General features: G+C 54.9%; 12 protein-coding genes and 4 pseudogenes. 8 read left to right on the forward strand and 8 right to left on the reverse strand.

The genetic code is table 11. The annotated features are described in order from the left end of the window. Positions 1–445 precede the first annotated feature (445 nt). The 5 genes and pseudogenes from JCM12539_RS04155 to yjeM all read left to right on the forward strand — a co-directional run bounded on the left by JCM12539_RS04155 (position 446) and on the right by yjeM (position 8,060). The gene (locus tag JCM12539_RS04155) at positions 446–1,006 is read left to right on the forward strand and encodes an ECF-type riboflavin transporter substrate-binding protein (RefSeq protein WP_054649487.1); all 561 of its coding nucleotides are present in this window, start codon (positions 446–448) and stop codon (positions 1,004–1,006) included. Positions 1,007–1,096: 90 nt separating this feature from the next. After that, positions 1,097–2,802: pseudogene (locus tag JCM12539_RS04160) on the forward strand (ABC transporter ATP-binding protein). 5 nt (positions 2,803–2,807) lie between these two features. Next, positions 2,808–3,632: an energy-coupling factor transporter transmembrane component T family protein gene (locus tag JCM12539_RS04165; RefSeq protein ID WP_054649588.1), complete on the forward strand. Its 825-nt coding sequence runs from the start codon at positions 2,808–2,810 to the stop codon at positions 3,630–3,632. 1,597 nt (positions 3,633–5,229) lie between these two features. After that, positions 5,230–6,515: pseudogene (gene hisD, locus JCM12539_RS04170) on the forward strand (histidinol dehydrogenase). Between the two features lie 27 nt (positions 6,516–6,542). Continuing rightward, positions 6,543–8,060 (forward strand): glutamate/gamma-aminobutyrate family transporter YjeM, encoded by a 1,518-nt coding sequence (gene yjeM, locus JCM12539_RS04175; protein ID WP_054649489.1) that lies wholly within the window; start codon positions 6,543–6,545, stop codon positions 8,058–8,060. 116 nt (positions 8,061–8,176) lie between these two features. Here the strand turns inward: yjeM and JCM12539_RS04180 are convergent, their stop codons facing one another. Continuing rightward, complete coding sequence (locus JCM12539_RS04180; protein ID WP_054649491.1) at positions 8,177–9,016, reverse strand: helix-turn-helix domain-containing protein; 840 nt, start codon at positions 9,014–9,016, stop codon at positions 8,177–8,179. Between the two features lie 171 nt (positions 9,017–9,187). Between JCM12539_RS04180 and JCM12539_RS04185 the strand changes: the two genes are divergently transcribed. Then, positions 9,188–10,399: an MFS transporter gene (locus JCM12539_RS04185; protein ID WP_054649493.1), complete on the forward strand. Its 1,212-nt coding sequence runs from the start codon at positions 9,188–9,190 to the stop codon at positions 10,397–10,399. A 109-nt stretch (positions 10,400–10,508) separates the two neighbouring features. On the opposite strand, the gene JCM12539_RS13510 is transcribed toward JCM12539_RS04185, so the two are convergent. Together JCM12539_RS13510 and JCM12539_RS04190 are read right to left on the reverse strand one after the other, a co-directional pair. Further along, a complete protein-coding gene (locus tag JCM12539_RS13510; protein ID WP_169798390.1) occupies positions 10,509–10,679 on the reverse strand; it encodes a hypothetical protein in 171 nt (56 codons plus the stop codon). 623 nt (positions 10,680–11,302) lie between these two features. Next, positions 11,303–12,002: pseudogene (locus JCM12539_RS04190) on the reverse strand (HAD hydrolase family protein). A gap of 633 nt (positions 12,003–12,635) precedes the next feature. Between JCM12539_RS04190 and JCM12539_RS13915 the strand changes: the two are divergent. Next, positions 12,636–13,220, forward strand: a complete 585-nt coding sequence (locus tag JCM12539_RS13915) for an NAD(P)-dependent oxidoreductase (RefSeq protein WP_225350237.1) — start codon at positions 12,636–12,638, stop codon at positions 13,218–13,220. A 79-nt stretch (positions 13,221–13,299) separates the two neighbouring features. Here JCM12539_RS13915 and JCM12539_RS04200 read toward each other — a convergent pair whose 3' ends face one another. The 4 genes from JCM12539_RS04200 to JCM12539_RS04215 form a co-directional block, all read right to left on the reverse strand. Beyond that, positions 13,300–13,974: a Crp/Fnr family transcriptional regulator gene (locus tag JCM12539_RS04200; protein ID WP_054649496.1), complete on the reverse strand. Its 675-nt coding sequence runs from the start codon at positions 13,972–13,974 to the stop codon at positions 13,300–13,302. A gap of 29 nt (positions 13,975–14,003) precedes the next feature. Beyond that, on the reverse strand, positions 14,004–14,555 hold the full coding sequence (locus tag JCM12539_RS04205) for a ferritin-like domain-containing protein (protein WP_054649498.1): 552 nt from the start codon (positions 14,553–14,555) through the stop codon (positions 14,004–14,006). Beyond that, positions 14,556–14,786, reverse strand: a complete 231-nt coding sequence (locus JCM12539_RS04210; RefSeq protein WP_054649500.1) for a heavy-metal-associated domain-containing protein — start codon at positions 14,784–14,786, stop codon at positions 14,556–14,558. It abuts the gene before it with no gap. Positions 14,787–14,866: 80 nt separating this feature from the next. After that, positions 14,867–16,774 carry a heavy metal translocating P-type ATPase gene (locus JCM12539_RS04215; protein WP_054649502.1) on the reverse strand — a complete coding sequence of 636 codons (1,908 nt, stop codon included), beginning with the start codon at positions 16,772–16,774 and terminating at the stop codon, positions 14,867–14,869. 313 nt (positions 16,775–17,087) lie between these two features. Between JCM12539_RS04215 and JCM12539_RS04220 the strand changes: the two genes are divergently transcribed. Continuing rightward, positions 17,088–18,173, forward strand: a complete 1,086-nt coding sequence (locus JCM12539_RS04220) for a glycosyltransferase (RefSeq protein ID WP_054649590.1) — start codon at positions 17,088–17,090, stop codon at positions 18,171–18,173. A gap of 267 nt (positions 18,174–18,440) precedes the next feature. On the opposite strand, the pseudogene JCM12539_RS04225 reads toward JCM12539_RS04220, so the two are convergent. After that, positions 18,441–19,257: pseudogene (locus tag JCM12539_RS04225) on the reverse strand (Cof-type HAD-IIB family hydrolase). Positions 19,258–19,332 lie beyond the last annotated feature (75 nt).

Below are 19,332 nucleotides of genomic sequence, written 5' to 3' on the forward strand. Positions count from 1 at the left end.
CGGGCCTTTCGGTGGGAGCCCCTTATACTCTGCTTTCTAAACGGCCTTCTCCGCTCTCTCCTGCTCCGCTCTCTCTTTACTTTCCCCTCAACTCCTGCTAAACTTCAAGCATATTAACAGCCGCTTTCAGGAAATAGTACGGTGTTCCCCCACCAGTAACAGAGAGCGTCACCCTTGCTGCAAGTGACGCCTGGTAGCCCACCAGAATGAATCCCCATCAATAACGGTCGGTGACACACTCCTTACGTGTAAGAGGTTCCGTTTATACGGAACAAGGTAGGTGGTACCACGACTTTGGCCGCCCTATCATGATTGATTTCATGATGGGGCGGTTTTTGTTTGATCAGGATTCTTCCACTAACAACGTACGTCTCCTCTAGTAGCCCGCAATTATTTTTACTTCCATAATCAGCAGTTCGCATACACCCCAAGGAGGATTCAACATATGCAAAATCACAAACAGCACGGCCTCAGCATTCGCACCGTCGTCGCCATCGGTATCGGCGCGGCCATCGTCTTTCTGCTTAAACGGTTTGGGTCCGTTCCAACCGGTATCCCGAACACTAATATCGATACCTCGTACGGCTTCCTGGCATTCTTTGCCAGCCTGTTCGGGCCAGTAGCCGGCTTCATCATTGGCTTCCTCGGCCACATGCTCAACGACCTCACTTACGGCACCCCGTGGTGGACTTGGGTCATTACCACCGGTATTCTGGGTGGCATCATCGGCCTCTTCTGGAAGCGGTTCGACGTCGAGGGTGGTAACTTCGGCACCAAGAAGATTATTAGCTTCAACGTCCTCCAAATTATCGCCAACCTGGGTTGCTGGGTGCTGCTGGCCCCGACCCTCGACATCCTCGTCTACTCCGAGCCTGCGAACAAGGTGTACCTGCAGGGGATTGTTTCCGGCATTAGTAACGCCGTTTCTACCGGGGTGATCGGCACCATTCTGCTGGTTATCTACGCCGCATCACGGACCAAGCGCGGTTCGCTGAAGCAAGAATAAATTGTTGACTGGGAGGTTATCATCAGCGTATCTGGGTGATAGCCTCCTCGTCCGTCGTTCGCACCAATCACTACTTATTGGAAGGTAATCATGCCAGCAATTATATTTGAGCACGTTAATTTTCAGTACGAAAGCCAGGCTGAGCCCACCCTGCACGATATTAACCTCACCATTAATGCGGGTGAAAAAGTGCTTATTGCTGGGCCTTCCGGGTCCGGTAAGTCCACGCTGGGTAACCTCATCAACGGCTCCATCCCCCACTCAATCAAAGGTCAGGTCACCGGCCACATCCGTGTGGGCAAGCTAGACACCCAGGAGGCCAGCCTCTTCGACCTCTCACTGCTGGTCGGGACCGTGCTCCAAGACCCCGACAGCCAGTTTATCGGTCTGACCACGGCCGAAGACATCGCCTTTGGCCTGGAGAACGACCGCGTGGCGCGTCCGGAGATGCACCAGCGAGTTGAACAGTGGGCCACCCGGCTCGGCATCGCCGCACAACTACACCAATCACCCCAAGAACTATCAGGCGGGCAAAAGCAACGCGACGCATGGCGGGTGTGCTCATCGATGACGGCGACATTCTCCTCTTCGATGAACCACTAGCCGCGCTCGACCCAGCGAGTGGTCACCAGTCCATCGCCCTCATCGACGAACTGCACCAGCAACTGCACAACACCGTGATCATTATTGAGCACCGGATTGAGGACGTACTCACCCGGCCAGTTGACCGCGTGATCCTGATGGCCAAAGGCAAGATTGTGGCCGACCTGAAACCGGACGCGCTCCTCCGCAGCAACGAGTTGCAACAAATCGGCCTCCGCGAACCGCTCTACATTGAGGCACTCCGCTACGCTGGCTGCGACCTGAACCACATCGACCACATCGACAACGTGAACGCGTTAAACGCGGAAGTACTCGCGCCGGCTTTGCAAAGCTGGCAGGCCAACGCAACCGTCCCCGTCACCATTCAATCTGGGGAGCCCTTACTGGATGTCCGTCAGCTCAGTTTCTGCTATGAGAACGGGCCGCAGATCTTCCACGACTTTGACCTCACCATCAACCGCGGCGACATGCTGGCCCTCGTCGGCCGCAACGGCGTCGGCAAGTCCACTCTGAGCCAAATTATTACCGGCTTCCTGACCCCCTCGGCGGGTACATTGACCTACCACGACGGGCACACCGATATCGACCTCGCCAAGCTGTCCGTCAAGGAACGCGCCGATAAAATTGGCTACATTATGCAGGACCCCAACCAGATGATTAGCCAGGTGATGATTCGGGACGAAGTAGCGTTAGGCCTACGGTTACGTGGGGTGGACGAAGCCGCCATCAAGCAAAGGGTGGATGACACCCTCAAGATTTGCGGGCTATACCCGTTCCGTAACTGGCCCATCAACGCGTTGAGTTTCGGGCAGCGCAAGCGGGTCACCATTGCTAGTATTCTGGTATTACAACCCGAGTTGCTCATTCTGGACGAGCCCACTGCTGGGCAGGATTGGCGGCACTATACCGACATGATGACCTTTCTGGAACAACTGAACCAACAAGGTATCACCATGATGTTCATCACGCACGACATGCACCTCATGCTGGAGTACGCCAACCGGACGGTGGTCCTCGGTGATCAGGGCGTCATGCTGGACGCAAAGCCCTCAACGGTGCTATCTAACCCGACCGTCGTGAGCGCGGCGGCTTTGGCCCCCACCAGCCTCTACCAACTGGCCGAACGGGTGCACATTGACCCCGATGCGTTCACCCAACACGTCATCGCCACGGAAAGGAAGGTGCGCCGCTGATGAGTATGCAACTATTCGGTTATGCCGAGCAAAATACCTGGATTCACCGACTGAGCGGGGCCACCAAGCTCCTCGCCTTTCTGGGACTATCCATCATCGCAATGGTGTCGTACGACGCGCGCTTTCTGGCCGCTATCACCGTGATGTCGCTCATCCTGTTTAAGCAGGCACGCATTACGTGGCCGCAGATCCGCCTGGTCACCAAGTTCATCCTCTTCTTTTCCGTCCTTAATTTGCTGGCCGTTTACGTATTCAGTCCCGAGTACGGCGTCCAATTGTACGGCACGCGCCACCTCATTTTGGGGAGTGATGGGTACTTCACGCTAACTCAGGAACAGTTATTTTATGAATTAAATTTGATCCTAAAGTACATCGTCACGGTACCCCTAGCCCTCATCTTTTTGATGACCACCAATCCGAGTGAATTTGCGTCCAGTTTGAACAAAGTCGGCCTCTCATACCGGGTCAGCTACTCGGTAGCACTGGCGTTACGATACATTCCGGACATCCAGGGTGAGTACCATCAAATCAGCCTGGCCCAGCAGGCGCGCGGATACGAGCTCTCGCGGAAGGCCAACTTGTGGCAACGACTACGGGGCGCGGGTAAGATTCTGATTCCGCTGGTGTTCGCCAGCCTCGACCGGATTGACACGGTCAGCCGGGCAATGGAACTACGCCGCTTTGGCCGGTACCGCAAACGGACGTGGTACATGGGACGCGATTTCCGCACTAGCGACTGGTTGACGCTGGGCGGGACGGTCCTCATCATCGTCGTCGGTATTGGCTTATTCAGCGTCAACGGCGGGCGGTTTTGGAATCCGTTCCGTTGATAAGAAGCCCGCGTGTGACGTCAACACGCGGGCTGTTTTTGGCGGTTCTGGCCGGTGGGGGTGCCCGTAGGGTACTGCGACTTTGTGGACCGCTCCACGGTGACCGCTGCTAGGGCGAAACCTCCAACCGGCAAAATGCGCCGGTTTCCGGTGAGACTTAGAGCCTGCCTGCCAAATGCGGGCAGACAGTCTCTAAGTTCGTCGCGCTGTACGTCGCCTGCGTCTCCTACAGCGGTGCCCCCTTGCAGCGGTCACCGTTCCGGGTCCAGTCGTCTCCGTACCCCACGGGCACCCCCACCGGCCAGAACCACATTTGCGAACGTATTTACGAATGATTATGGTCAACTGCCTCCCTCATAGCAGCACGACCAATGATCGAATTTAACGATTGTGTTTACTGGATATTTCGTAACCCAAAACACAGACGAATTGATTCAAAGGTTTGTGACCAGACTGACTGCTATTACAGACCAAGAACTGTGAGGGGGGTGTTGTCTTGTCGTGAGATGTGACTGCTACAGTAGCGTAAGGCCGCGTCGGTCGGACCGGTAAGCGGAGGCGTGTGGGGTCGGAATGGCAACCACTGCCGGGGTGTAACGTTCTTACGGCTTTAGCCGTTAGAACGCGACGAATTTCGAGACTGACCGGTGGTTTTCCGGGCAGGCTTGAAATCGCGGCGGAAACACGCCCGCACTTGGCGGGTTGGAGCCTTCGCCCTAGCAGTGGATTACCATGGAGCACCCCACGAAAGCCGCAGCTCACCGGGCCGGCCAACGCCGCCGTTCACCACACTGCTATGGGCTTCAACTGATCAACCAACATTGCATGGTGCAATACTAGCAGGTTGGCGGTCTGATCGTAGTGGATATCATGTTATTTTATGCATTTACAGTTGACAGAGTCCGATGGTGGTTGTAAATTAGCCTTAAATTAAAAGCAAGTTAAAGGTTTTGACCGGACCAGTAACCGTATCCTAATCTCAGCGAGTCGCCGTTTGGTGTAAGGGCGATGTTAGGGAGCGGTGAATCACACCCGGAATATACTGACCGGCTGAGCGGTGCACACCGTTAGCTGATACGCTCGGAGCGTTACCACGGTTGCCTTCACCTGTTCTCGTGCAAACGACGACTAGCGTGTTGGCAACATGAGGTTGACGCTGTGAGGCGTTGACGAACCGGGGTGGGACCGCGAATTGAATCGTCCCCGAGTAAGCATCGATTGTGATGTTTGCTCGGGGGCGATTCTTTTTTTTACGCAGAGAGTTAGCGCTTTAGCGCTTACTCTCTGCTACTCGGAGGCTTCGCGCAGCTAAGCCGAGAGACTGTAGTCCAATACCACACGGAGGTCAGAACGAGAACAGTGAAAGATATCCACTACCTCGCTTTAGCGCTTACTCTCTGCTACTCGGAGGCTTCGCGCGGCTAAGCCGAGAGACTGTAGTCCGATACCACAAGGAGGTCAGAGCGAGGATGGTCACAGATACCATCTTCTCCCACTAACTTTCAGAGGGATCACTCCCAATGCCTCACAGCAACCATCCGCCTCATCCGCTCAAAACCCAACTACTTGCACACACAAACATACAGGAGGAACCACCATGAAAATCATCCAAACTACTATCCCCGCAACCATCGACTACGTCACGAAGCGCAGCGCCAGCGCTGCCAGCAACCCAGAAGTCGACGCGGCCGTCGCCAAGATTATCGCCAACGTCCGCGCAAACGGCGACCAAGCAGTCCGTGACTACGAAAAGCAGTTCGACAACATCGAACTCTCCGACCTCCGCGTACCCCAGTCCGAGCTCGATGATGCCTACGCCGCAGCCGACCCGCAGCTCATCGACGCCCTTGAGTTGGCCAAGCGGAACATCACCAGCTACCACACCAAGGAAAAGCAGTTCGGCTTTGTCGACGCCGAGCAGCCCGGCGTCATGCGTGGTGAGCGAATCACGCCACTTGCCGCGGTCGGCGTCTACGTGCCCGGTGGTACCGCCGCCTACCCGTCCTCCATCCTGATGAACGTGCTACCGGCCAAAATCGCTGGTGTTAAGCGCATCGTCCTGGTCACCCCACCACACCATGATGGCCTCAACTCCGCGGTGCTCACCGCCGCCAAGATTGCCGGCGTCGACGAGGTGTACCAAGTTGGCGGGTCTCAAGCAATTGCCGCGCTGGCTTACGGCACGGAAACCATCCCCCAGGTCGACAAAATTACTGGTCCCGGCAACATCTTTGTCGCCACCGCCAAGAAAATGGTGTTTGGCCAGGTCAGCATAGACATGATTGCGGGCCCATCCGAGATTGGCGTCATCGCGGATGATAACGCAGATCCCGAGAACGTCGCCGCAGATCTACTGTCGCAGGCGGAACACGACCGGCTGTCGCGGCCAATGCTGGTCACCCCCAGCGCCGACTTTGCTCAAGCGGTCTCCGACGCCGTTGACCGCCAGCTCACCACGCTGCCGCGCGCCGAAATTGCCAGCGCGGCCGTGAACAACCAAGGCTTCATCGCCGTGGTTCCCGACATCCCGTCCGCCTTCACCGTGATGAACGCCATTGCCCCCGAACACCTGGAGGTCCAGTTGCCCGACGCCGCACAGTACCTCAGCCTCATCCAAAACGCGGGTTCAGTATTCCTCGCTTCGCCGCCTCGGAGCCAGTCGGCGATTACGTGGCCGGGCCAAACCACATTCTGCCCACCGGCGGCACGTCCCGGTTCTTCTCCGCGCTGGGCGTGGCCGACTTCATGAAGCGCACCCAGTTCATTACGTATTCCAAAGACGCCCTGGCCCGCGAAGCCAAGGCCATCACGACCCTCGCCCGTACGGAGGGTCTCGAGGCCCACGCCCGCGCGGTTGAATCGCGCTTCCGTAACGACCAGTAAGCAACCACCCACAGGAGGGCCGTGCCCATGAGTAAAACTAAAACCGTTTCCTTCATCGCCGTCATGTTGATGATCTTCACCTCCGCCTTTGCGTTCGATAATACCTCCATCGCCTACTACACCATGGGCTTCTCGGGGATTATCTGGTACGTGCTGGCCGCGCTGCTGTTCTTCGTCCCGTCGTCACTGATGTTCGCGGAGTACGGCGCCACGCTCCACAACGACCAGGGTGGCGTGTATAGCTGGCTCAAAGCCGGACTGGGCGCCAAGTGGGCATTCATCGGCGGCTTTGTCTGGCTGGCCTCGTGGGTCATCCTCATCGTGTCCACCGTCTCCAAAATTTGGATCATGCTTGCCACCACGCTCACGGGACGCGATACCACCAACACGTGGTCCATTTTCGGGCTGAACTCCACGGCCACCATCGGCATCATGAGCATCATCTTCTTCCTAGTGGTCACGTTCATCGCAACGCGTGGACTGGGCAAAGTCGCGAAGCTAGCCGGAATCGGTGGCCTGGCCGCCCTGGCGTTAACCGCCGTCTTTGCCATCGTCAGCCTCATCCTCCTAGCCAAAAACGGCTTCCAGTTTGCGGAACCCGTCACTGCACAGAGTATGTTGCACTCACCGCGCTCCGGTTACCAAAGCCCCGCGCAGATGCTGTCGTTCATCATCTTTGCCGTCTACGCCTTTGCCGGCATTGAGGCACTGGGTAGCGTCTCTGACCGGATGCGTAACGCCCGGCGTAACTTCCCGCGCGCCATGGTGGCCGGTGCTGTGGCCATCACTTTGATTTACGCCGTCCTCATCCTGTTGTGGGGCGCGTCCAGCAACTGGCAATCCATGTTCAAGGGCACCAGCGCCAACCTGGGTAACACGACGTACGTACTGATGAGCAACCTCGGCCTGGTCTTCGGCAAGGCGTTCGGCCTGGGCGCAGCCGCTAGTCAGGGACTGAGTTTCTGGTTCGCCCGGCTGTCCGCATTCGCTATGTTGCTGAGCTACTTTGGCTCCTTCTTCGTGATTGTGTACATGCCGATCAAATCGTTCGTGCTGGGCACCCCACGGCGACTGTGGCCCGGCAAGATGGCGTCGCTCAACGCTAACGACATGCCCGCCAACGCCATGTGGTTTCAGGCGATTGTGGTCTGCGTACTGATTGCGCTCACTTCGTTTGGCGGCCGGACGGCGGAGGGATTTTATAACGTCCTCACCCTGATGGACAACATTAGCTCCACGGTGCCGTACTTGTTCCTCGTCACCGCCTTTCCGTTCTTCAAGGGCCGAACGGATCTGGAGCGGCCGTTCGTCATTTTCAAACGACCAACCACCTACTGGCTAGTGACGGCTGCCGTTGACATACTGCTATTGGCCGGAGTGATTTCGACGGTCATCGACAGCCTGAGTAGTGGCGCCTACTGGGACCTGTTCCTCGAAATTGTGGGCCCCATCCTCTTCGGCCTGATTGGCCTCACGCTCTACAAGATCTACACCCGCATCGTCACCCGCGAAACGGCAACCACAACCGACGTCAGCCAGGTTTAACGCAGGGCTGGCAACGGTACACAAAAGGGCACCAACCAAGTGAAGGTTGGTGCCCTCTTTGTGTTGCGGTTAACTAATTTTCAGCCTAGTTCGAAGTCCTACTACTTCATCATCAGTCAAAAAAAATGGTCCAGATATGACAGTTCATGGTGTAGAACCGTCGTCGCATCAATCAGTTTGCATGTAAACAATGACCGGTACAAGCTTTCCAGACCATCAGTGACATTCCCGGTACAGTACAAGACCAATCCCCGCAAATTAAGTAGCTTCATCCGTTCATAAAATTGTCGTGGGTGATCGATCAGTTTCTCAAACATTTCTAGCATTGGCACTGCCTCATCCGCACGTCGCTGCTCACAACAATAGCAGATTGCATTATTGAGTACACGAGTGTAGCTAGAAATGTTATCGGTGTTCAGATAGTTATATTCCTCCCCCTTTTGGAACATCAGTTTAGACAGGGAAACCACATTATCGATTGGTAGCATCATCAGCGTATTACCAAATAAATATAGCTCAAAGGACGTCCAATTCGCGACAGACGAGAGGTAGTGGATCACCGTATTAATCTCCGCTTTTGATAAAGGGATTCCAGTAAGGCTACCAATCAGTGCCTTCATCATAATGCTATACAGCTTGTGGTAAGTCGGCGTTAAGTCTTGATTCGTCTCAATTTCCTGCTGGATTTTCTCAAGGCCACCAATGTCCTCATGTAGATAGCACTGACTAATCCGGTTAGAAATGTTCTTCTTGTAGGCGTTGTTGATGTAGACAAACTCTGACCAGGTAACGTTGATGCGCTCAAGCAACTGATTTAAGTTTTGAACTGAGATGTCGTATTGTCCACGTTCAAATCGGGATAGAAACGACGTTGTCACAATCCCCTTGCCGACCGCGTCAAGCGACAAATGCTTGCTTTTTCTGAGCAGTCTAAAGGTTCCACCGATATTTTCCATTTTAATCAGCCTTTTTTTGTTGTATACGTAAATTTATGTTTTCACGCTAATTTTAACAGTTAATATATGAGCATGGAAAGCAGGTATTTAACTTCATGCTTAACAGTGAAGACTCACACGTAGACGTGAGTTGGTCCAAACATCCTAACTACGCCGCTTGTGGAGGTCCGAATGAGAATAAATAGAAATTTCACCCTGATCTGGTGTAGCTTTCTAATCTCCCAGATTGGTGATTGGATGTTAAAAATTGCGTTACCACTACTCGTATACGCTAAAACACAGTCGGCGGCCCAGATGGCCTCCATATACGGGGTATCATTTCTTCCGTGGTTATTCTTCTCTCTTGTCGGTGGTTTATTGGCGGATCGTGGCAACAAGCAGACCATCCTGGTCGTGGGCAACCTCATTTCATTTGTTGCCGTGTTCATTATGCTCGTGGCCTTTGAAATTCCAGCCACACCACTTTTGTTAATTTACGTGTTGGTATTTATGCAGTCATCTATTGACCCATTAACTCACCCGTCGTTTCAGAGCATTCTACCCAAGGTGGTCCATGACGATAAAATCGTAACCGCTAACACCGATATTCAGCTGATTGACAACACACTAACGCTCATCGGACCATTACTTGGTGGTGCATTAGCAGCTCTACTCAATCCACGAGTCGCGATTATAGTTGATGCGATATCTTTCTTAATCGCCGGAATTTTCGTCATCGCGCTTCGATACAAAGTCCCTACCCACATCCAAGCTACTCAGAATATTCTTCAGGATATACGTGAAGGTTTTGCATACGCGTACTCCGACAAAATAGTGTGGAACGGTGCCGTCCTCTTTTTCTTCACCAACTTTGCCACTAATCTGTTTGAAGCTAATTTTATGTTCTTCATTACTAAGACACTTGGATACTCGTCGTTCCTCGCCGGTATTACGATTGCCATTTCGGGTATTGGAGCGCTTGCCGGTGGCATCGTGGCCCCGATTATCAACCGTCACTATTCTACCGGTAGAATTATCACATCAACCACCGTACTGGCCGGAATTGCGTTGATGCTGATGTTCTTTGCGCATAACTTTATTATGGTTGGCTTGTTATACGCTGTGGCCAACCTTTGCAGCAATATCAACGTCATCACATACTTCTCACTACGGCAGAAAATTGTGCCTGATCGAATTCTGGGACGCGTAGTCAGCGTCACCCGCATGATTTCCTATGTTTCAATCCCACTAGGTGCATTCTTCGGAGGCATCCTAGTTGATAAAGGCGTATCGTTATTCGTCGTCTTTCTGCTGGCCGGGATTATTCGGTTCGTTATCGGTGCATACGGATCAAGCACACCACTGGGCAAATCCGGATCATCGGCGACTGAAAAGACAAAATAAAAGCACCAAAAAAAGAGGCATTACCGTACTGACTCATTACGGTAATGCCCTCTTCGCGTCCCACGCGTCCGGGATGACACGTGCAACATATTCTAGTGGGTCGCTTATATTACCAACTACGGAGCGGAAATGCCCCGAAGGCACCCAACACAAGACCGATAAACGAACCCACAGCAAACCCGACCGGTACGTTGTGGATTAGTCCACCAATCGCTAAACCCAAGACCTGACCTAACCCAATACCTACAAGCAGTGACGTGTCATGATTACGCTTTTCCATAAAACCACCGCCCTTCTTACGCCCAAATAATAACAGGTGTTAACCGAAAATGCAAGCGTTTTCTAAGCGGCAGGTTATGCTTCCCTCTGATGGGGCCGAGCCGCTGTTCCCTGCGATGACTGTAGGACGTAGTTTTTTTCACATTTCAAACGTCATTGTCGCTTAAAATGACGTTTGAAACGTGAGACAAAGCATTCATAAATTCGTGTACAAGTGTGGTTATGGCCGGTGGGGGTGCCATGGGGTGTGGAGACGACTGGACCCGGAACGGTGACCATCTGCCGTTGGTCGTACTGGCGTGGTGGTGGAGGTTGAGCGGCTGGTCCCCGCGACGGCTGCATGCCCGTAGTTCTGTTTGTTTACTTCCGGTTTGGGCTTTAGCCCTTACCGGGAGTTAACTCAAGTGACCGTCGCAGACTGTCGCTTGAGCGACCCCAGAATCAAATTGGCTAGACCGAGTGGTTTTTGCTCGGGCTACGCCAATTCGCGGTAGCCCGGAACGGGCGTGAGCGTGAGGCACGTAGCCGGTCGCGGGGACCGGCCGCTCAACCGGAGCCACCATGCCAGTGCGACCAGCCACCGCAGCGGTCCACAAAGTCGTAGCACCCTACAGCACCGCCACCTTACCCGATCAGCCCCAAATGACGCAAGCCCTGCACAATTCCGCCCCGATTGTAATCCGCGGTAATGTAGTCGGCCACGGCTTTGACCTCCGGCAGCGCGTTACCCATCGCGACACCGTGATCCACAAAGTCGATCATGGTCCGATCATTCGTGCCATCCCCAAACGCAAAGGTGGCACGTGCCGCCCAGCGCCGCTTTGACCGCTTCGATGCCGCGGACCTTGCTGACGTTGCTGGGAATAATATCAATATCAAACTTAAAGTTCCGGTAGAAGCTTAACTCCGGGAAGGCGGCAGAAAGTACCTGATCATCAGTGAGGTTTTCGGTGAGCGCCATCATCATGTGGACCGGCTGGGTCAGGTAGTCCTCGGGCCGAATCGGGGGCGTCGGCTTGTCAATCGCACCGTACCCCGCCACCACGGCCGGACTCATACCCGAAAGCCACTCGCTGTCCGCGTTAAAATAACCGAGCATCACGCCGCGGGCCGTCGCCTGTTGGGTTAACCGGGCGACCACGTCACTCGCCATCGTCTGCGAGAAGACCACGTCACCGGCCAACTCCACGTACTGACCGTTCAACGCAACCAAACTATCAATGCCGCTAGCCGCCATAATGTCGCGAATACCAGCTGCTGGTCGCCCCGTGGCAATCACCGGTTGGTAACTATTAGCCCGGAGCTCGTCTAAGGCCCGCCGCACCGTCGGGTCAATGCCGTGTTGTTCGTTCAGTAAAGTTTTGTCCAGGTCAAAAAAATACTAAGCACGCGTTTTGTGCATCTTGCCGCCTCCAAGTAATTGCGTGCCGCTTTGCCAGCACGATTATGTAATCCGTTACGTTCAGCATGCCCGATTCACAGCCTTGATGCAAGCCCTTTCTTTACCTTTGCCTTCCCGTTTGGTGTAAAATGCGGGCATAGGTAATTTCCTAAATCTACTATATAAGCACTCACTCAATCAAAGGGGGCCTCCCATTGAACATTCTCGTCAACATGCACCTGCATCCCGACCAAATCACCCAGCTAGAGGCACTGCCCGACGTACACCTCATTGACCGTGATGAATTCACACCCGCCATGGGGAGCACAATCGACGTCATCCTAGCCTGGAATCCGACCGCGGCGGCCATCATGAGCGCACCGAACCACGTCCGCTTTATCCAGACGATGTCCGCCGGCGTCGATTACCTGCACTGGCCGACCTTGCGCGCCAAGACGTACTGGTTGCTAACGCCAGCGGCATCCACGGTGAGTCAATTGCGGAATCCGTGCTCGGTTATATCCTCAACTTTACGCGGGCCCTTAACGCCCCCACCAATCGCGATCCCCACAATTTTTGGGCGGCCAGCCAACTGCGGCATCAGATTACCGAACTACCTGGACGTCGTGCCTCATCGTCGGCGCGGGCCACATCGGCACCACCATCAGCCACGTCCTCCAGCAACTGGGCGTCCGGACAACCGGGGTCAACCACGACGGTCACGCCGTCGCCGGCTTTGACCAGATTATTAGTACCGCGACCCTGATGGCACAGGCACCCGCAGCCGATTTCATCATTAACATCCTGCCGCTCACCGACCAAACGCACCACCTGTATAACGACGATTTCTTCCAGCGGCAGCCTGGCCACCCCTACTTTATCAACGTCGGTCGCGGACCGTCCGTGGATACCGCGGCGTTGATTAGGGCGCTGAAGGTAGGCAAAGTGGCCGGTGCCGCTCTCGATGTGTTCGAGGAGGAGCCGCTGCCCGCCAGCTCACCTTTGTGGCAAGCCCCTAACGTGCAGTTAACGCCACACGTATCGGGTACGATCAGCGACGTGGCTACGGGTGTGTTCAAGATTTTCTACCCTAACCTAGTGTCGTTAATGGACCACGGGACGCTCGCGGTGAACGCGGTGGACTTAGCGCGGGGCTATTAACTTTCAAAAAAAATCGGGACGGTCGACACAGCTCTTGGAGTAACCAGAGTTGTGTCAACCGTCCCGTTTGTTATAAATGCTATTCCACCATCGTCAGGGAGTCGCTGTCTTTGACCACCAGGTGGCGGCGACCCGACTGCTCAATCCAGCCCTGCTCGCTAAACTCGGTCAGCTTGCGGCTAATCGTCTCCGGCGTCGTGCCGAGATAGGCCGCCAAATCCTTTTTGGGGAGGGGTAAATCAAAGTCGTTACGCCCCAGACCTGCGCCGGTTTCAACGATGTAGGTGGCCAACCGCTCGGCCACGCTGGCCGTGTTGGCGGCCGTAGCTTGGGCCTCAAGGGCGACAACCCGTTGTCCCAGAGCGTTCAGAACGTTGAGCGCCAATGCCGGCGTTGATTGCAGTAACTTTTGAAAGTCAGTGCGGCTAATCGTGCACGCTTGCGTACCGGTCAAAGCGGTCGCCGTCGTCGTGCGCTCGGTCGGGGTAAACAGCACCGCTTCGCCATCAAAGTCCCCAGGCTGCAGCAAGCGGAGTAGCTGCTCACGCCCACTGGCCGTTGACTGGGTAATTTTGACCTGGCCGTGCGCGATGATAACCAGCGCATCGGCATCGGTGCCGGCGGTGAACAGTTGTTCCCGTTCATCATAGTGGTGGTCCCGCACAAGGCTAGCAATCGCCCGCACCGCATCATGATTCAGTTGTTGAAAAATGGGTACCAGTCGAACACACGACTCAGCTTCATGCAAATCCATCCCTATCACCTCACCCTTATTATACGCGCTTAAAACTCGTCGTCATCATCGTCCTCATCATCGAGGCCGAACCGGGCGGAGTGGCCCAGCAATGACTGGAGGACGCGTACCTGGTGACGATTCCAGCCGAACATGGTCGTCATGGTTGCGGCTAAGGCTGGGCGGCCTTCTTTGTTAGCTAACGCAATTGCTCGGGTGACGAACAGGTTGTCGGTTTCGAAGTCGTTGACCAGCCCGTTAACCATTTCGTCGGCGTCGCGATACTTCTGTGCCCCGTCCTCTTCCAGCATCGTCCATTCGCTATACTCAGACATCAGCGTGGCCGGAATCTCGCCCTCATCCAGCAAGGCAGATGCGATCCGCTCAATCCAGTCGTTGTTCTCACCGTTAATTGCCACAAAGGTGGTGGTTAATTGGCCGGCGGTGGCGCCACGGACGAACCATGCCGCCTGGCGGAGCTTGTTGGTCAGTACCACGTGGTTACTCAGTACGTGGTTAATCATCGCCCCCGCCGTGGGTACGTGGTGATCATGATCTGATTGTGCTTGTTCTGCTGTGAATAATTCTTCTGCTGTCGCCATTTATGCAATCTCCTTAACTTTGCTACTCAACACGGTGTAACCCAACTTGGTGACCACGCCACTCAATTCATCTGCGTTCGTTGCTACTGGGTCAAACTTAGCCTTCAGTTTGGCCGCGTTGAACAACACCTTAACGTCCTGCACGCCATCAACACCGGACACCGCGTGTTCAATCTTCTGCATACATGAAGGGCAGGTCATCCCGTCCAACTTCAAAATTGCCATTGCCATAGTTGCTTTACCTCCTAGAGAGTGGAGCCCGTGCTTAGAACCACAACTTTCGGCGGGTCACCAACTCATTTCCTATACCCTTAATTTACACTGCTAGGCTTAGTTGTAACTTGATGCTCATCAAGTTGCGCGACTTTTTGTGCGCGACTTTGATGTAACAGCCGCAAAGCGTTCGCAATCACCACGAGGATTGACGCCTCGTGGACGAACATGCCGCTTGCCATCTGGACCAACCCTAGCATTAATCCCAACAGCAACAGCACCACGGTACCCACCGCAATCACGATGTTTTCACGGGTCACTGAGCGAGTCGCCCGCGCAAGATGAACGGCCTCTACCAGCGTGCCAAAGTTTGGCCGCACCAGCACCACGTCGGATGTATCCAAAGCTACAGCCGTACCACCACCCATGCCGATACCTACGTCGGCCGTCGCTAGGGCGGGGGCGTCGTTAATGCCGTCACCCACAAAGGCAACCTTGTGGCCCGCCGCTTGGGCCTCCTGCACCGCCGCCAGCTTCTCTGCCGGCAACATTTCCGCACGCACCTCGTCGACTGGCAACTGTGCGGCAATGTGTTCAGCCGCCGCCCGGTTGTCGCCCGTCAACATGACTACGTGTTCAATCCCGTGCTGCTTCAAAGCTGCCAACCCATCGGCCGCATCTGCGCGCACAACGTCATTAACCCCAACTGCTAACCTAATTTCTCCATGAACCGCCAATAACACTACCGAATCACCCGATGCCTGGATTGCGTTGATGCCGTCGGTGACCGTGGCGTCAACGTTCACTCCGTGGTCACCCATCAACTGCATGTTACCCACCAGGTACTGTCCGTCGGCGCTCGCCAAGCCGCGGCCCTTGACCGTCGCCATGACGGGGGCCTCCGGCAGGGTCAGCTGCCGTTCTTTGGCCGACGCCAGAATTGCCCGCGCCAACGGGTGCTGGGAATCCGCCTCAATGGCTGCCAGCAAAGCCAAGTCATCGTCCTCGTTACCAGCGAAGTCCTGCACGTGACTTAACGTCATCTTGCCAGTCGTGATGGTCCCCGTTTTGTCCAACATGATGGTGTCCACACCAGCCAGTGCGTCAGCGGTCGCCCCACCTTTGAACAAGATGCCCTGACTCGCCGCCCGACCAATACCAGCAACGTTTGCCACGGGTGCACCAATCACCAACGCTCCCGGGCAACCCAGCACCAGCATGGTAATCGCCAGCCGCATATCCTGAGTCACCAGGCCCACAATCAAGGCAATCACCAGGACGGCCGGCGTGTAGTACCGGGCAAAGCGGTCGATGAACCGCGCAACCGGCGCCTGCGCATCCTGGGCGTTTTCCACCAGTTCAACAATCTGACCAAAGGTGGTGTCCTCACCCGCAGCGGTTGTGCTAACGGTCAGCGCACCACTGTCCAACATTGAACCAGCGTAGACCTGATCGCCCGAGACTTTGGCCACCGGAGCAGCCTCACCCGTAATCACGGCCTCCACCGTGCGGCCCTCGCCTTCAACCACGGTGCCATCAACCGGCACCTGGTCGCCTGGACGTACGCGAACGTGCATCCCCGCGTCAATTTCGTCGATGTCAACCAACTCGGTCTGCCCATCTTCATCAACGACGGTCGCCTGTTGCGGAGCCATGTCCGTCAGGTCACGCACCGCGGACCGCGTCTTGGCTAGCGTCCGGGCCTCCAATACGTTACCAAAGAGGAAGAGGAAGGTCACGATGGCCGCCTCGTTGGGCTCGCCAATGCCCAGCGCCCCGATACAGGCGATCGTCACCAGCAACTCAATGCTGATGGTGCGCATCCGTAGCGCGCTCCACGCCCGCAACAGGATTGGTGTGGTGCCCAGTACACCCGCAACGTACATCACGGCCAACGCGACCGTTGGAACACCTGCCCAACCCAAAACCCAACTCACTACAATTAACCCACCGAGGATTAAACTAATTTGTCCCGGATGCCGATTTAAATATATTTGCCAACGCATATGCTCGCCCCATTCATTTAATTTCTTGATGATGGTTACAGCATAATGCCGTCAACACGTTTTCACCTTGACGGCCATCAAGGTTAGATATAAATGCTAGTTGTCATATTGTTTGGCCCCAATGACTGCTGGGGACACTGGCTGACCGCCGCTCAACGTGTGCCAGGACAATATGACAATCGGCTATTTAGTGCGTTCATCCGCGGGATTGCGCGGATTATCTATTGCTATCGTATTATTCACGCAGGTATAATTAATATAAGAGACTGACAATTAAATGGATACGCGTGTACTAATCGAAGGGGTGATTATCATGAAAGTTATGATTGCTTTGGAAAACGTGGTAATGGACGGCGTCAAACGTGCGTCCACCGTGCTGGGCAACGCCCTCACCGACCACTTCGACATGTACTATTACTCGCTGGCCGACGCCCCCCGCTACTTTGAGCTGGACGCGCCGCTAATCATTGCGGATCCACCCACCGACCCGCATCGGGCCAACTTTTTCGGCAGCCAGCCCTACACCGTCTTTGCCGACCAAATTGCCGACATGATTGCGACCATTGAGCGGCTTGGAATTGACGTGGTCATTCTGCCGGCCGGGCTCCTGACCAGCTTTGCACCACTAATTAAGGCTAAGATGCCGACCGTGCGGCTGATTGGGTGGATGCACAACAACTACGACACCTACCTGAACGACTATTATGGCTACATGCGCAAAGAGTTCCGGGCGGGGCTGCGCGGGGTCGACACGCTGGTCACGCTCACTGAGTCGGACCTGCATTCGTACAGTGAGTACAACGCACACACGGTGAAAATTTATAACCCCATCACAATTAAGGCCACGGGCCGCACCAACCTCGACAGCCAAACCGTGGCGTTCACCGGCCGGATTGCCATTGAACACAAAGGAATTGACCTACTGTTACAAGCTGCGCGCAACCTCTACCCCGGCTGGCACATCAACCTGGCTGGCTCGGGCGACGACGAAAACATGGCGGTGTTCAACCAGTTAATGGACTTCTGGCACCTGCACGACCGCGTTAACTTCCGTGGGCCACTCAAAGACGCGGGTTTAACCCAGCACTACGAGCAGGCGGCCATCTTTGTATCCACCTCGCGTTGGGAGGGTATGCCGCTGGTGATGGGTGAAGCGATGGCGTTCGGCCTCCCCATCGTGGCGATGGAGAACACGGGTAGCGCCGAGTTTATCGGTAACGACGAGTACGGCATCATCACCCGCCCCGGCGACCCCGACGACTTTATGCACCACCTAAACCGGATGATCGCCAACCGCGAGCTACGCAAATATTACAGCGAACAGTCGTTAAAACGGGCTCAGGATTTCACTTTGGATAAAATCGTGGCCGACTGGTTACCGATTATTGAGTCAGACTAAATTGGGGTTGATTTGTTACCCACCACAAAACGGGACCGAAGTTCTTTGTCAGGCAAAGAATCTCGGTCCCGTATTTACATATGTAGGGCGGTGTCATCCTGGCGATGACGAGTGTTGCCAGGCAAAGCGGTACATACTTTTGCGATAGTTTGTCAATCATAATTGATAAATCTCTGGTAATTCGGTTTTTATCAATTATGTTTGATAAACAGCCAAAATCTGCCAAAAAAATCAATTATGTTTGACAAAAACCTAGTAGATGGGCCTTTACAGTATCTGCTGCAACCCGTAACCGACACCATCTTCATCGTTCGATTTAGTAATCAACCGCCCCACCGCCTTAATGGCTGGCAGCGCGTTGGCCATCACGACTGGCATCCCCACCATCTTCAACATGGGTAGGTCGTTATGCCCATCCCCAAAGGCGGCGGTTTCGGCCGTCTGCAGCTGCTCCGTGGACATAATGTAGTCAATACCGCGTGACTTTTGCGCCTCCGCGTGCGTCACTTCGAGGTAGGCCGTCCCCGACTGCGCGATGCGACGTCGGGTAATTGGAGGCCCCGCACGAAGCTTGCAACCGCTTCATTTCGTCTTGATCAAAGGTAATCATCATTACTTTGAATACCGGTACGGTCGGACTAGTGAGCACGGTGCGCCAATCCGCGATGGTCGGGGTCTGCCCCGTTAAGTTGGCCTCATAACGCAACCCCTTGGTCACCCGGTCCGCATACCAGCGGTCGAGGTCGTAAAAACTGAGGCTCACGTCCGGAAAATCGAGCGAGACCGCCCGCAACAGAGTCGTGACCGCGGTAAAGTCGATGGTTCTCTGGCTGATAACGTCCCAGCCGTGACGGCCTGGTTTGTAAATCAAGCCGCCATTGAACCCGATTTGCGGTGCGTGTAGCCCCAACTTGGCAATTGCCGCCGCCATCTCCATGGGTGCGCGGGCCGACACCAGCGTCATGGGTACCCCACTTTGCTTAATCAGCGCGGCGTTGCTGTTGCTGACGACGCCATCGCTATTGAGTAACGTACCGTCCATGTCTGAAAATACGTGCTTAATTATCCCCACGCTGTCCACCATCCCCGAATATTGTGTAATACCAGCATACACCACTATCGTTAATGTTGTCATAAAGCGCTACCAATTTATTTGCCT

The sequence above is a fragment of the Lacticaseibacillus pantheris DSM 15945 = JCM 12539 = NBRC 106106 genome (genome assembly GCF_001311175.1).
Lineage (GTDB): Bacteria > Bacillota > Bacilli > Lactobacillales > Lactobacillaceae > Lacticaseibacillus > Lacticaseibacillus pantheris.